The organism is Halomarina halobia (assembly GCF_029338575.1).
GTDB classification, from domain to species: Archaea; Halobacteriota; Halobacteria; order Halobacteriales; family Haloarculaceae; genus Halomarina; species Halomarina halobia.
In genome coordinates this window covers 2,367,352-2,381,309 of record NZ_CP119992.1, presented here as the reverse complement: position 1 = coordinate 2,381,309, position 13,958 = coordinate 2,367,352, and the positions used below count along the sequence as shown (strand labels likewise).

General features: G+C 70.4%; 15 protein-coding genes. 4 read left to right on the top strand and 11 right to left on the bottom strand.

Annotated elements, in window-relative coordinates:
• Positions 1-9: 9 nt before the first annotated feature.
• Positions 10-996 carry a carbohydrate kinase family protein gene (locus tag P1K31_RS12605; protein WP_276303674.1) on the bottom strand — a complete coding sequence of 329 codons (987 nt, stop codon included), beginning with the start codon at positions 994-996 and terminating at the stop codon, positions 10-12.
• A 126-nt stretch (positions 997-1,122) separates the two neighbouring features.
• Here P1K31_RS12605 and P1K31_RS12600 point away from each other — a divergent pair, with 126 nt between their 5' ends.
• A complete protein-coding gene (locus tag P1K31_RS12600) occupies positions 1,123-1,605 on the top strand; it encodes a peroxiredoxin family protein (protein ID WP_276303673.1) in 483 nt (160 codons plus the stop codon).
• A 34-nt stretch (positions 1,606-1,639) separates the two neighbouring features.
• Here the strand turns inward: P1K31_RS12600 and thiM are convergent, their stop codons facing one another.
• The 6 genes from thiM to P1K31_RS12570 form a co-directional block, all read right to left on the bottom strand.
• Positions 1,640-2,470 carry a hydroxyethylthiazole kinase gene (gene thiM, locus P1K31_RS12595; protein ID WP_276303672.1) on the bottom strand — a complete coding sequence of 277 codons (831 nt, stop codon included), beginning with the start codon at positions 2,468-2,470 and terminating at the stop codon, positions 1,640-1,642.
• Positions 2,467-3,108 carry a thiamine phosphate synthase gene (thiE, locus tag P1K31_RS12590; RefSeq protein ID WP_276303671.1) on the bottom strand — a complete coding sequence of 214 codons (642 nt, stop codon included), beginning with the start codon at positions 3,106-3,108 and terminating at the stop codon, positions 2,467-2,469. Before thiE ends, thiM begins: the two co-directional genes overlap by 4 nt.
• A gap of 745 nt (positions 3,109-3,853) precedes the next feature.
• Positions 3,854-5,656 carry an SLC13 family permease gene (locus P1K31_RS12585; protein WP_276305745.1) on the bottom strand — a complete coding sequence of 601 codons (1,803 nt, stop codon included), beginning with the start codon at positions 5,654-5,656 and terminating at the stop codon, positions 3,854-3,856.
• Positions 5,657-5,836: 180 nt separating this feature from the next.
• Entirely contained in the window at positions 5,837-6,895 is a 1,059-nt protein-coding gene (locus tag P1K31_RS12580; RefSeq protein WP_276303670.1) for a DHH family phosphoesterase, read from the bottom strand.
• A 372-nt stretch (positions 6,896-7,267) separates the two neighbouring features.
• Complete coding sequence (locus tag P1K31_RS12575; protein ID WP_276303669.1) at positions 7,268-7,882, bottom strand: CAP domain-containing protein; 615 nt, start codon at positions 7,880-7,882, stop codon at positions 7,268-7,270.
• A gap of 4 nt (positions 7,883-7,886) precedes the next feature.
• Positions 7,887-8,174 carry a hypothetical protein gene (locus P1K31_RS12570; protein WP_276303668.1) on the bottom strand — a complete coding sequence of 96 codons (288 nt, stop codon included), beginning with the start codon at positions 8,172-8,174 and terminating at the stop codon, positions 7,887-7,889.
• A gap of 126 nt (positions 8,175-8,300) precedes the next feature.
• Here P1K31_RS12570 and P1K31_RS12565 point away from each other — a divergent pair, with 126 nt between their 5' ends.
• Complete coding sequence (locus P1K31_RS12565; protein WP_276303667.1) at positions 8,301-9,500, top strand: AI-2E family transporter; 1,200 nt, start codon at positions 8,301-8,303, stop codon at positions 9,498-9,500.
• A gap of 81 nt (positions 9,501-9,581) precedes the next feature.
• Here the strand turns inward: P1K31_RS12565 and P1K31_RS12560 are convergent, their stop codons facing one another.
• Both P1K31_RS12560 and P1K31_RS12555 read right to left on the bottom strand, forming a co-directional pair.
• Positions 9,582-9,881, bottom strand: a complete 300-nt coding sequence (locus P1K31_RS12560; protein ID WP_276303666.1) for a HalOD1 output domain-containing protein — start codon at positions 9,879-9,881, stop codon at positions 9,582-9,584.
• A 141-nt stretch (positions 9,882-10,022) separates the two neighbouring features.
• Entirely contained in the window at positions 10,023-10,814 is a 792-nt protein-coding gene (locus P1K31_RS12555) for a hypothetical protein (RefSeq protein ID WP_276303665.1), read from the bottom strand.
• Positions 10,815-10,994: 180 nt separating this feature from the next.
• Between P1K31_RS12555 and P1K31_RS12550 the strand changes: the two genes are divergently transcribed.
• On the top strand, positions 10,995-12,116 hold the full coding sequence (locus tag P1K31_RS12550; protein ID WP_276303664.1) for a M24 family metallopeptidase: 1,122 nt from the start codon (positions 10,995-10,997) through the stop codon (positions 12,114-12,116).
• Positions 12,117-12,152: 36 nt separating this feature from the next.
• Here P1K31_RS12550 and P1K31_RS12545 read toward each other — a convergent pair whose 3' ends face one another.
• Positions 12,153-12,293 carry a YHS domain-containing protein gene (locus tag P1K31_RS12545; RefSeq protein ID WP_276303663.1) on the bottom strand — a complete coding sequence of 47 codons (141 nt, stop codon included), beginning with the start codon at positions 12,291-12,293 and terminating at the stop codon, positions 12,153-12,155.
• Between the two features lie 99 nt (positions 12,294-12,392).
• On the opposite strand from P1K31_RS12545, the gene P1K31_RS12540 reads away from it, so the two are divergent.
• Entirely contained in the window at positions 12,393-12,530 is a 138-nt protein-coding gene (locus P1K31_RS12540) for a hypothetical protein (RefSeq protein ID WP_276303662.1), read from the top strand.
• A 16-nt stretch (positions 12,531-12,546) separates the two neighbouring features.
• Here the strand turns inward: P1K31_RS12540 and tuf are convergent, their stop codons facing one another.
• Entirely contained in the window at positions 12,547-13,812 is a 1,266-nt protein-coding gene (gene tuf, locus P1K31_RS12535; RefSeq protein ID WP_276303661.1) for a translation elongation factor EF-1 subunit alpha, read from the bottom strand.
• Between the last annotated feature and the right edge of the window lie 146 nt (positions 13,813-13,958).

Here is a 13,958-nt window from a genome sequence, read left to right as displayed (position 1 = left end):
GAGTGCGGGTCAGTCCCGCTCTTCCGTCGTCTTCGACCCGACGCGATCGCGGAACGCCTCGACCGCCCCCCGGTCGGGGAGGGCGGTCATCGCGCCCGACCCCGTCGTCGTCCGCGCGGCGACCGCGTTGGCGAACCCCAGCACCTCCTCGAGCGAGCGCCCCTCGGCGAGCGCGGCGACCGTCCCCGCGAGGAAGGCGTCGCCCGCGCCGGTGGTGTCGACCGCGTCGACCGCGTACCCGGGGTGTGCGCGCTCCGCGGGACCCCACGGCGCGTCGGCGGCGGCGACCGCGATCGAGCCGTCGCCCCCGAGCGTGAGGAGGGTCGTGTGCGGGCCGCGCCCGCAGACCGCGCGGGCGAGCGCCTCGGGATCGAGACCGGCGTCGAACCCCGCCAGTTCGAGGTCGTCCGGGCTGGCCTTCACCACGTCCACGAGCGGGAGCACCTCGTCGATCGCCCGCGCGAACTCCCCCTCGTCCCACAGCTCCGGGCGGGCGTTCGGGTCGAAGACGACGGTGCAGTCGCGCTCGCGGGCGCGGCGGACGAGGTCGAGCAGCGCCCGCCAGCCTGCGCCCGTCGAGAGGACGACGCCGCCGAAGACGACCCAGTCGACGGCGTCGAGGGCGTCGTCCGGGACGGTACCCGGCTCGAACCGCGCGTCCGGCCCCTCCGCCCGGTAGAAGGAGAAGGTGGGAACCGCGTCCTCGTCGTGCGTGACGAGCGCGAGCGTCGTCCTCGCGTCGGCGTCGCGCTCGACGAACCGCCCGGGGATCCCCTCGGCGTCGAGCGTCCGCCCGAGGAAGTCCCCGAGCGGGTCCGTCGCGAGGCGCGTCCAGAACCACGGCACCTCGTCCAGTCGGGCGAGCGCCACCGCCACGTTCGCGGGCGCGCCGCCGGGGCGACGGACGAACCGCTCGACCCGGTCGAGCGGCCCGCTGCGCTCGGGCAGGAGGTCGACGAGCGTCTCGCCCGCGACGAGGACGCGAGGGGTTGACATGGGTTCGAATCTCCTCGGGAACGAAAAAAGCTCACGCTTCCCCCGCCGGATGAGCCTTTCCCCGGTGTGCGCTCGTCGCCCCCGACCGCCCCGACGGCTATATGCCCGCCGCCCCTCGGTTCGGGTATGTCACTCGAAGGAGAGCAGGCACCGGAGTTCACGCTCGAGAGCACCGCCGGCGGCCAGGTATCGCTCTCTTCCACCCTCGATTCGGGTCCGACGATCGTCCTCGTCAACCGCGGCCACTGGTGCAGCTTCTGCGCCGAACAGCTCCAGACGTTCAGCGAGGTGTCCTACGACCTGTGGTTCAACGAGGGCGTTGACGTGCTTCCGGTGGTGACGAGTCCAACCCCGAAGCTGGTCGAGATGCGCGACCGATTCGACCTCGACTTCCAGTTGCTCGCCGACCCCGACGGCGAGGTCGCCGACGCGTACAGCGGCACCGAGGAGACGAGCCACGGGGTGACGGGTATCGCCGGGACGTACGTGATCGACACGGACGGCGTGGTGCGCTACGAGCAGGTCGCCGACCACCCCGCCGACCGAACCTACGGCAACTGGGTGCGCTACTTCGTCCGCAACGACTTCGAGGACCCGTTCGGGGAGTGAACGCCCGGTAACTCCGCGGTCGTAGATCCGGTCACTACAGTGGTTCGAGTCGCCCCTCGAGCGACGCGTCGTCGATCCCCCCCGGCTCCGCGGCGAGGGCGGCGACCGCGTCGAGGAAGGCGATCTTGTAGCTCGCCGGACCGCCGTACTCCGCGTCCGCCGCCCGCTCGCCCGCCAGCCCGTAGGCCAGCACGGCGTCGAGGGTCGCTCCCAGCGGGTCGGCGACGGCCCCGCTGAAGGCCGCGAGCGTGACCCCCAGCATGCACCCGGTGCCGACGACCCGGCCCATCATGGGGTGGCCGCCGTCGACGGCGTAGGCGTCGCCGCCGGTCGCGACCACGTCGGTCTCCCCGGAGGCGACGACCACGGCGTCCGTCTGGGCGGCGCAGGCCCGCGCGGTCGCCGCGATGTCGGCGTACTCGCCGACCGACTCGACGCCGCGCACCGCCGACTCGGCACCCGCGAGCGCGCTGACCTCGCCGTAGTTACCCTTCACGACCGCGAGGTCGAGTTCGTCGGCGAGTCGCGTCGCGACCGCCGTCCGGGTGGGCGTCGCCCCCACGCCGACGGGGTCGAGGACGACCGGGACGCCGCGCTCGTTGGCCGCGCGACCCGCCGTCAGCATCGTCCGCTCGCCGCGCTCGCTCACGTCGCCCGCGTTCAGCAGGAGCGCGTCCGCCGCGGCGACCATCTCCGCGACCTCCCGCTCGTCGTCGGCCATCACGGGCAGACCGCCCCAGTGGAGCGTGACGTTCGCCACGTCGTTGACCGTCACCGCGTTCGTGATCGACTGGACGAGCGGCCGGGCGGTCGCGAGCACGGCGAGCGAGTCCGAGAGCGAGGGCGTCGGCGGTCGCTCGCTCACCGGTTCTCACCTCCGGCCTCGTCGGCCAGCGCCCGCGTCGCCTCGCGCACGTCCGTCGCCCCCGTGATGGCGCTGATGACGGCCACGCCGTCCGCGCCCGCTGCGAGCACGTCCGCCGCGTTCCCGGCCGTCACCCCGCCGATCCCGACGAGCGGGAGGTCCACCGCCTCGGCGATCTCCCGGACCCGTTCGAGCCCGATCTCGGCGTCCTCGGGGGCGACGTCCTTCGAGCCGGTGGCGAACACCGCCCCGACGCCCAGGTAGTCCGCGCCCGCCTCGCGGGCGGCGCGGGCCTCCCCGACCGAGGAGGCCGACCGGCCGACGATCGCTTCGGGCCCGAGCAGGTCGCGGGCGACCGACACCGGCAGGTCCTCGTCGCCGAGGTGGACCCCGTCTGCGTCGAGCGCGAGCGCCAGGTCGACGCGGTCGTTGACGACGAACGGAACGCCCGCCTCGGCGGTCAGCTCGCGGACCCGCAGGCCGACCTCGTACCGTTCCCTGGCCGGGCGACCCTTCTCGCGCAACTGGACGAAGGTCGCGCCGCCGTCGAGCGCGGCCGCGACCACCTCCGGCGTCGTCCGCCCCGCCGAGAGGCTCTCCTGGGTGACGAGGTAGACCCGCAAGTCGTCGGGATTCATGGGTGATATCTCCCGGTGATTTCGGGGCCGGGGCGATGAGCGTTGCGGTCGGCGGTCCGGCCGATCAGCGCCGGGGCTCGTCGCTCACGTCGCGCTCCGTCCGTTCGGCGACGAGGCGGAACGGTCGCGTTCGCGCATTCGTAACACTCGCCACACTCCGCCGTTATAAACTTACTCAAGTCCGGAAACATTATTCTGCAATACATACGAAACCATGTAGAGTCATACTTTGCCACGATACCAACCCCCATGGTCGTTCGGGCCGTCGCTCAGGACGGTTCCACAGTTACCGTCTGTCATTCCACCGCGGAACGGGAACCACGGCACTCTGGAGCGCGAGCGCTCCAGTCGTCTGCCGTCATGTATCCACACGGACGCTGGTGGGCGTTCCCCCCACCACGTGTTCCGGTCGCGAACGGACGCCGACAGGTCGCCGAGTGGCGACGCGGACCGCGAGGCGCGACGGGGTCGTTCGCGTCCTGGATCCGTAAGTGATATGGTAGCGAGGTACGACCGTTGGGTAACGTGCGTTTTCGCGGCGGTGCGCCCCGTCGCACCCCGTCCGCCGCCCGATGAGGCCGGTATCGGCTGAGGGCCGGCGGTGCGCGGACGGGCGGTCGCGAACCTCTGACGCGATCCGACCCGAAGGCCCGTGCGACCGTGCGACTCGCGCGGGGTCGTCCGTCCGCGCCGCGCTGTTTCGCCAGGGTGCACCCGGTCACGGTGTGCGACCGGGGAACCCCACCTACGAGGTGACGCCCCAGAGGACGTAGATGCCGACGACGGTGACGACCGAGAGTAGCGCCTGTAGCGGCGCGCCGACGCGGAAGTAGTCGGTGAAGCGGTAGCCGCCGGGGCCGTAGACGAACAGGTTCGTCTGGTAGCCGATGGGCGTGAGAAACGCCGTCGAGGCGGCGAACGTCACGGCGAGGACGAACGCGAAGGGATTTGCGCCGATCTCGGTCGCGGCCCTCGCGGCGACGGGGATCATGAGGACCACGCTCGCGTTGTTGCTGATGACGTTCGTCAGCACCGCCGTCGCGACGTAGAACACCCAGAGCACGCCGACCGCCGGGAGCGCGCCGGCCGTCGACGCCACGAGCGCCCCGAGGAGGTCGGCCGCGCCCGTCTGCTGGAGGGCGTTACCCAGCGGGATGACGCCCGCGAGCAGGAAGATCACGTTCCACTCGACGGACTCGTACAGTTCGTTCGGCCGGAGGACGCCCGTCGCCACCATCGCCACCACCCCCGCGAGCGCGCTGACGAGGATCGGAACGAGTCCCAGCCCCGCCGCGGCGACGACGCCCGCGATGACGGCGAACGCGGGGACGATCTTGTCCGTCCGGTACTCGGGTCGGTCGGGTTCGCGCGCGACGATGAAGTCGGGGTTGCGCGCGAGGCGGTCGAGCGTGTCCGGCGTCGTCTGGACGAGCAACGTGTCGCCCACCTGGATCTGGACGTTCTCGAGGCGGTCGTGGAGGAGCTCACCCCGGCTGCGGAACGCGAGGACGTTCGCGTCGTACCGCTGGCGGAATCCCGACGACGCGAGCGTCTCGCCGACGAGGAACGACCCGCGGGGGACGACGATCTCGACCAGCGTCGGGTCGGCCTCCACCGGGGTGAGGTCGGACTCCGTCTCCGGGCCGCCGCGCAGGCTGAGCCCGTCGGCCCGCATGAGCCGACGGAGCGTCGGCCGGTCCGTCCGGACGCGGAGGACGTCGCCCGCGCGCACCTCCTTCTTCCCCAGCGGTTCCATGAAGCGCTCGCCGTCGCGCTCCAACTGGAGGATGTCGGCGTCGAACGACGCGTGATCGATCGCCGCCTCCACTGTCGTGCCGACCAGCGGCGAGCGCTCGCCCACGACCACGTCGGTGAGGTAGCCCTCGATCTCGTACTCCTCGACGAAGTCCTCCTCCGGCGGGACGCGCTCGGGGATGAGCCGCGGGGCGACAAAGAGGAGGTAGGCGGAGCCGACGACGAGGACGATCGCGCCGAGTTCCGTGAACTCGAAGACGCCGAACGCGTGGAGTTCGGGGTACTCCCCGGAGAGCTCCCGCGAGATCTCGCTGGCGAGGATGTTGGTCGAGGTGCCGATCAGGGTGAGCGTCCCGCCGAGCATCGAGGCGAACGAGAGGGGCATCAGCAGCGTCGACGGGGAGGTCCTGCCCTTGTGCGCGAGGTCGGAGATGACCGGAACGAGGATCGCCACGACCGGCGTGTTGTTGATGAAGCCGGACGGAACGCCCGTGACGCCGATCGTCGCCGCGAGCTGCTTGCGCCGGTCGGTACCCGCGAAGGCGGCCATCCGCCGCCCGAGGATCTGAACCGCCCCGGAGCGGCTGATGCCGGCGCTGAGGATGAGCATCGCCAGCACCGTGATCGTCGCCTCGTTGGCGAACCCGGCGATGCCCTCGGCCGGGGAGATCCGCGTCCACGGCTCCAGGAGAATGAGGAGCACCATCACGACGATGGCGGTCACGTCGACCGGCACCAGTTCGGTGGCGAAGAGCGCGAGCGCGACGAGGATGACCCCGAACACGACGACCATGTCCGCGGTGAGCGGCGGGACCTGTCCGCCGCTCTGTAGCAACGCTCCCCACATAGGTACCGATAACTTATTCGCAACGAATATTAAACGCTCGGATAATTCACAAAACGCTGTCGGACGCCGTCGCAGTCGTCGCTCGCGTCGATCCGCGACGGTCTGACGACGGACTGGACCCCGCGATCAGGCGAGCGAATCGAAGACGCGCTCGGTGATCGTCTCGCCGACGAGCGAGCAGAGTTCGTCGCTCTCGTCGGCGAGGATGCCGAAGAGCCCGAGCGGGAGCGTTCCCCCGGCCATGTCCTTGTGACCGCCGGCGTTCCCCACGTCGTCGAACGTGCGCCGCATCACCGCGCCGATGTCGACCCGCGAGTCGCGCGAGCGCGCGCTTATGTGGACGGTGTCGCCGACGACGCCGAAGACGACGGTCGTGGTGATGCCCTCGAGGTTGAGGAGGTGATCCGCCGCCTGCGGGAGCGCGTCGCGCTCCGCGGTCCGTCCGACGTTCGAGACGAGCGCCGAACCGCGGACGACGCGATTGCGCGTCGCCTCGGCGATGGAGTCGAGCGTCGCGGGCGTGAACAGCGAGTCGGAGAGCCGTCGCAGGAGGTCGACGTCCGCGAACGGGTGGAGGAACTCCGCGGCGTCGTACTCGGCCTCGGTGACCCCGCGCATGAACCCGAGCGTCTCCCGGCGGATGCCGAACAGCAGGCCGGTGGCGACGCGCTCCTCCACGTCCACGTCGGTCACCCGGAGGTACTGCGCGAGGATCGACGCCGTCGCGCCGACCTCCTCGCGGCGGTCCACGAACGTCCCGGCGACGCCCTCCATCGGGTGGTGATCGATGACGATGTCGGGAACGTAGTCGGGCGGGACGGCGTTGTTCACGCCGGGGATCGAGTGGTCGACGAACGCGACGAGCTCCGTCGACGCGAGGCGGTCGTGGGCGTACTGCACCGCGTCGATGTCGAGGAGGTTCACCATCGCGCGGTTCTGCTGGTGGGTGATCTCGCCGGCGTAGAGGATGTCGACCCGTCCCACGTCGCACGCCTCGGCGATCGCCTCGAGGGCGAGGGCGCTGCCGAGACAGTCGGGGTCAGGGTTGTTGTGACAGACGACGGCGAGCGAGTCGTGGGACTCGAGCAGGTCGAACAGCGCGCCGACGTCGTCCGACGTACCGTCGGCGCGATTCGACGAAGTGCCCTCATTCGCCACCGTCTGTGGGTGTGAGGATTCGGTCATGCCGACCTCGGTGCTTTGGGTGCACGGCGCGATGCACTAAAGCACTGCTGGTCTAGATTCGTACAAGTCACGTATCCGATCCGAAGAGTATTCCGCCGGAGTCCGCCGATTTCACCGAACCGCCATCATGTCATACTAGTATAATTTAAAGAGAGTGTTGTTATTCTGAATCTATGGTGATGGGTGAGGTGTCGGTCGCTCCGAGTGCGCGGGGCCGACCGAACGCGCCGCTCGTCGACTCACCCCTAGAGCCCCGATGAACGTCCCCGTCAGCGCCGATCACGCCCGTTCGCCCTCGATACGACTCCGCCGGCGCGTCGAGCGAGTGTCCGCCCTCGTCGGCCGTCCGACGGCGCGGGCAGAGAGCGGCGGTCAACAGAAGTTCTGCGTGACGTACACCGTCACCGGGACGCCCTCGGCGACGGCGACGCCGATGCCCTCGCGCCGCCAGAACTCGGCGAGCAGGTTGCGCCGGTGTCCGGGCGACTCGAGCCAGCCCTCGACCGCCCGCCGGGCGATGGCGTCCTCGTCGAGCGACGACGGCGCGAACCCCACGTAGAACAGGTTCTCGCCGCCCGTCGCGTACTCGAACGCGCCGGTCGGGGCGCGACAGTCGTAGCCGAAGCGATCGTAACGGTCCTCGACCGTCTCGCCCTCCGGCGACTCGTGGGCGAAGTACTCCCGCTTGGCCATGTCGGCGCTGTGGTAGCGCGCGATGCGGCGCAGGGCGGTGTCGAAGTCGAGCGTTCCGAGGTCGCGCGCGCCGCGGGCGTCGTTCACCTCGTCGTGGACGCGTCGTTCGAGCGCGACGGGATCGATTCCCGCGGTCGGCGTCGGTTCGGGGACTGACGGGGGCGGACCGTCGCGCTCGGGGGAACCCGGGACCTCGGGGAGCGAGGGATCGCCCGGAGGGAGGTCGAGGTCGGCGCACCCCGCGAGCGACGACGCGCCGGCGGCCAGCGCCCCGAGGAAGGTTCGGCGTCGCATCGGCTCACTCGCGACGGTCGCGGTCCCACCAGCGAAGCCACTCCGCCAGCGTGGCGCGCATTCCCTCCGTCCGCACCGTGACGGTGCCGTCGAAGCGCCAGCTCGCGTGCTCGGCGTCGGGACCCATCTCCAGCGGGACGTCGATCCGCAGGTCGGAGAGGGTCGCTTCGAGTTCGTCTTCGTCGTCGATGGCGGCGTCGAGGACCTCGTCCACGACGTCGAGCCACGACGTCGATCCGCGAGCGCCGTCGGCGGGGGCCGGTTCCGCGACAGCGTCGTCGTTCCGTTCCATACCCTACTCACGACCCCCGCACCGATATGCTTCACCCGCGTTCCGCCCACCGTCTCGGAGCCGTGAGGGACACGGAAGGCGAACGGAGACGCGCGGTTTTTCCCGCCGTTTGTCATACACTGACGCATGAGTACGGAGCGCGGAGCGGCCGAACGCATCCGCATACAGATCGACCGGCGGGAAGTGGGCTGGTGGCTCCTCGGCTTCGTCATCGCGGGGATGCTCCTCCTCGTCGGCTACCGGTTCGTCGGGACGCTCGTGCTGGGGCTGTTCGCCTACTACGCGGCGCGTCCGATCAACCGGCGGCTGGCGGCGCGGACGGGCCGGACGAAGGCCGCGACGGTGACGCTGTTCGTCCTCGTCGTGCCGTTCCTGGCGCTGCTCGCCGGGCTCGTCGCCGCCGCGGTCGGACAGCTCCAGGCGCTCGACCTGCTCGATCCGGGCGTGTACGCCCGGTTCGTCGAACCGTACGCCGACCTCTCCGCGCTCTGGAACGATCCGCAGCGGCTGTTCGCCCGGGCGCAGGAGCTGCTGCGGGAACCCATCGTCAAACGGGGCGTCGACACCGCCTTCGGGGTCATCGGGACGCTCGGCAGCGTCTTCCTGCACACGACGCTCGTGCTCGCGCTGGTCTTCTACCTCCTGCGCGACGACGACAGGCTGGCGGCGTGGTTCCGGGACGAGGTGGCGAGACCGGGGACGGTCCTCGAACGCTACCTGGAGAACGTCGACCGCGGACTCTCGACGGCGTACTACGGGCAGATGCTCACGGTCATCGTCGTGATGTTCGTCGCGGCGGTGGTCTACACCGGACTGAACCTCGTCGCGCCGCCGGGACTGACCATTCCGCAACCGGTGCTCCTCGCCGTCCTGACCGGCCTGGCGACGTTCATCCCGCTGATCGGCCGGGGGATCGTCTACACCGCCGTCCTGCTCCTGCTGATCGTCCAGGTACTCGGCCGGGGGGAGCTCGTCCTCCTCTGGTTCCCCGCGCTCTACTACGCGGTGACGTTCTTCGGCATCGACTCGCTCATCCGCTACTTCGTCCGCCCGTACCTCTCCGGCCGGTCGCTGCACACCGGCCTGATGCTGTTCGCGTACCTCCTCGGGGCCGCCATCTTCGGCTGGTACGGCGTCTTCCTCGCCCCCCTGCTGCTCGTCGGATCGCTGGAGTTCGTTCGCGTCGTGTTCCCCCGCCTGCTCGCCGGCGATCTGGGGTCCGAGTCGCCCGCGGACGCCGCACGACCGGGGGCGGGCGACGCCGAGCGGGCGAGCCCGCCGCCGACCGGCCCGAGCGACGAGGAGACGCCCGCGCCGGGCGACTGACCGGAACGCCGCTGTCGCTCGCCGGACGGTCTCGCTCCCGGCGGGCGACGGCGCGCCGGGAACGAACGTGTCGGTAGAGTCTCAGTCGGAGAACGATCGGATGGAGTGGCGGGCCGCTCCGTCGGCGGACGTCCCCGCGGCGGGACTCGGTCGGACGTCGAACGTACCGTCGCCCCGGACGCGAACGGCGTAGCCGCGGTACTCGAACGAGACCACGAGGTCGCAGGGGCTCACCGCACAGAGTTCGTCGAGCGCGTCGGCGTCGATCACGTCGTTGAGCGGGGGATCGAGTTCGAGGGGATCGACCCCCTCGAGTTCCGCTATGCGTTCGATGAGGACGACGCTCGGTCTCGCGGAGTCGTCTCGTGACGATGGCTGCATACACCACCACTCGTGTGGAAGAACGACATAAACTCGCCGTCAATACGTATAGCGCGGGCTCGGTACCGCGTCCCACGGCGCTCGTCTCGCGCGATTAGCGCAGGTGTCATCGATTCGAACTCTCTCGCTCCGGCGAGCGCGTCAGCGCCGCCGGAGCGCGAACAGGGCGGCCGCGACGACCGCCAGCGCGCCGCCGCCCAGCGTGAAACCGGGACCGCTCCCGCGGGTCTCCGGTTCGGGCGTCCGCGGTTCGATTCGGGCCCCGGCCTCGCTCGTTTCGTTCCCCGCGTTCCCGCCGGTCGCCTCGCCCCCCGAACCCTCCTCGGTCGTCGTCTCCGTCCCCTCGGCGGGCTCGGATTCGGTCGGCCGCGGCGTCTCGGTCGCCGTCTCCGTCGCCGTCGCCGTCGCCGTCTCCTGGGGCGATTCGGTGGGCGTCGGTTCCGGCGTCGGCGTGGCCGTCCGGTTCGGCGTGGGCGTAGGAGTCGGGCTGGGAGTCGGCGTCTCCGTCCGGTTCGGCGTCGGCTCGGGGGTCGGTTCCGGCGTCGGCGTCTCCGTCCGGTTCGGCCCCCCGAGCACGAAGTTCACCGTCGTCCGGCCTCCCGACCGCCACTCGACGGTCCGCGAGCGGTCCTCCACGGAGATGGTGACGGCGCTACCGTTGCCGTCGACCGCCCGGCGCGGAACGTCGAACGCGTACTCACCCCGCCCGTCGGTGATGTCGGTGGCGACGACGGTCCCGTCGTGCGTCGCCGTCACGATCTTTCCGGGGACCTCCTCGCCGCCCGGGTAGGTGACGGTACCCGAGTAGCGGTGCGGTTCGGCCGCCGACGCGACGGCGGGCGCGACCGCGACGACGACCAACAGCGCCAGCGCGAGCGCTCGCCGGGAGCGCGCTCGACCGCGTTTCTGGTTCGCTTCTGACCCCTCGTTCATGCGTCGGCGACCGTACGACCCGGACGACAGTTCGCCGTCCGTGTATCTACCCCGACGCTCGAAAACCACCCACATGAAGGAATCGGTTCCGCGATAGCCAGAACAGCTATAACCCCGTCGGACGCCCCCGACGGATCGCTCCGGCGACGGGCTTTACACGCCCGCCGCGGAAGGACGGCCGTGACACGTCACGAACGCCGGGCGCTCGCCTGCCGGGATCGGCTCGACGCCCTCGACGCCGACGCAGTGGTGCTGTTTCCCAGTCGCAACCTGTTCTACCTCACCGGCTTCGACGAGACGCCGGGCGAGCGCCACCTCCTGTTCGTCCTCCCGCGGACGGGCGATCCGGTCTTCCTCGTCCCGGAGCTCTACGGCGAGCAGGTCCGCGAGGCCACGCGGGTCGCGGACGTCCGGACGTGGGCCGACGACGACGACCCGCTCGCGCACCTGGAGCGGGCGGTCGCCGACTGCGACCTCTCGGGCGGCCGCGTGCTCGTCGACGACACGATGTGGGCGCGGTTCACCCAGGACCTCCGGCGCGTCCTTCCCGACGCGAGCTTCGGACTGGCGAGCGAGGCGATCGCCCCGCTGCGCCTGCGCAAGGACGCGGCGGAGGTGGACGCCCTCCGGCGGTCGGCGGCCGTCGCCGACCGGGTCGCGGAGGAGGTGCGCGCGCTCGGCGGCGACGCCGTCGGGATCACGGAGGCCGAACTCGCGCGGGAGATCGAGCGCCGCCTCGCGGACGCAGGGGGCGAGGGCGTCCCGTTCGAACCGCTCGTCGGCAGCGGTCCCAACGGGGCCAAGCCCCACCACGCCCACGGGGACCGCGAGATCGGGGCGGGCGACCCCGTCGTGCTCGACTTCGGAACCGTCGTGGACGGGTACCCGAGCGACCAGACCCGCACGGTCGTCTTCGCGGGCGAGCCGCCCGAGCGGTTCCGCGAGGCCCACGGGGTCGTCCGCGAGGCCCAGGAGACCGCCGTGCGCGCCGTCGCGCCGGGCGTCGAGGCGGGGGCGGTGGACGCCGCCGCCCGCGGGGTCATCGAGGACGCCGGCTACGGGGAGTACTTCGTCCACCGGACGGGCCACGGCGTCGGACTCGACGTGCACGAGGAGCCGTACCTCGTCGCCGGAAACGGGCGCGAACTGGAGTCGGGGATGGTCGTAAGCGTCGAGCCGGGCGTCTACCTCCCCGGCGAGTTCGGCGTCCGGATCGAGGACCTCGTGCTCGTGACCGAGGACGGCGCGGAGCGGCTGAACGACGCGGATCGCGGGTGGCGCTGTTCCGCGCCGAGCGCCTGATCGCGGTCGAGATCAGGCGCTCTGACGATCGGACGGTCAGGCGTACTGTTCGGGGCTCTCCTGGAAGTCGTCCTGACAGTTGGGACAGCAGACGTAGTACGTCTCCCCGTCGCGTTCGATCTCCTCCTCCATGAGCTGTTCGGCCAGGGTCTTCCCGCAGACGGCGCACTGGGGCATACGCCTCCTGTAGGGCGGCGTGGTCCTCAGTGCGGTGCCTTCACCTGCAGGCGCACATGTAGGCCGCAGCATTTTAACGGCGCTCGGCGAAGGCCGACCATGGCGAACACCGTCGGCTGGTCGCTGGCCACCTCGGGCGTCGTGACGCTACTGCTCGTCTGGTTGCCCGGCGACTCGCTCTACTGGGGGATCGGACTGCTGCTCGTCGGACTGCTGTTGCTGGCTCGACGCTTCTAAAAACGGCGAACGGGGGTTACCGCTCGTTTACCTCGAGCACCTTCCCGGCGGCGATGGTCTGGCCCATGTCGCGCACCGCGAAGCTCCCGAGTTCCGGGATCTCCGACGACGGCTCGATGCTCAGCGGCTTCTGCGGACGCAACGTTACGACGGCCGCGTCGCCGCTCTTGAGGAAGTCCGGGTTCTCCTCCTCGATCTCGCCGCTCGCCGGGTCGAGCTTCTGGTCGAGCGACTCGAACGTGCAGGCCACCTGCGCCGTGTGGGCGTGGACGACCGGGGTGTAGCCGGCGGTGATGACCGAGGGGTGCTGCATCACGACCAGTTGCGCCTTGAAGGTCTCGGCGACCTTCGGCGGGTCCTCGGCCGGACCGCAGACGTCGCCGCGGCGGATGTCGTCCTTCCCGATGCCGCGCACGTTGAACCCGACGTTGTCGCCCGGTTCCGCCCGCGGCACCTCCTCGTGGTGCATCTCGACGGTCTTGACCTCGCCGCTCACGTCGGAGGGCTGGAACGAGACGCTCGCGCCCGTCTCCAGGACGCCCGTCTCGACGCGCCCCACCGGAACGGTTCCGATGCCGGAGATGGTGTAGACGTCCTGGATCGGCAGCCGCAGCGGCGCGTCCGTCGGCGGCTGCGGTTCGGGGAGGTTGTCGAGCGCCTCCAGGATGATCGGGCCGTCGTACCACGACATGCTTCCCGTTCGCTCGGCGACGTTGTCGCCCTCGAACGCCGAACAGGGGATGAAGCTCGCGTCGTCGGTCTGGAAGCGAACCTGCTGGAGGAGCTTCTTCACGTCGTCGACCACGGCCCGGTAGCGGTCCTCGTCGTAGTCGACGAGGTCCATCTTGTTGACCGCGACGATGAGGCGGTCGATGCCGAGGGTGCGCGCCAGGAAGACGTGCTCCTGGGTCTGGGGCTGGACGCCGTCGTCGGCCGCCACCACGAGCACGGCGTGATCGGCCTGGCTCGCGCCGGTGATCATGTTCTTCACGAAGTCGCGGTGGCCGGGCGTGTCCACGATCGTGAAGTAGTACTTGTCCGTGTCGAAGCGCTGGTGGGCGATGTCGATGGTGACGCCGCGCTCGCGCTCCTCGGCGAGGTTGTCCATCACGTAGGCGAACTCGAAGCCGCCCTTGCCCTTCTCCTCGGCTTCCTCGCGGTACTGCTCGATGACGTGCTCGGGTACGTTCCCCGTCTCGAAGAGCAGTCGACCGACGAGGGTGCTCTTCCCGTGGTCGACGTGGCCGATGATGGCGAGGTTCTGGTGTGGCTTGTCGCTCATGTGTACCTCCCGTCGCGGGCTGACCCGCTCGGTAGTATCGATTATTGCGTAGCCGAGGGCAAAACGATTGTGCAGACTACAGGAGTAATCACGCCGATCGAATCGTCTCGGCGAGGAACCCGTCGAGCCCGCGTCCCGGTCGACGC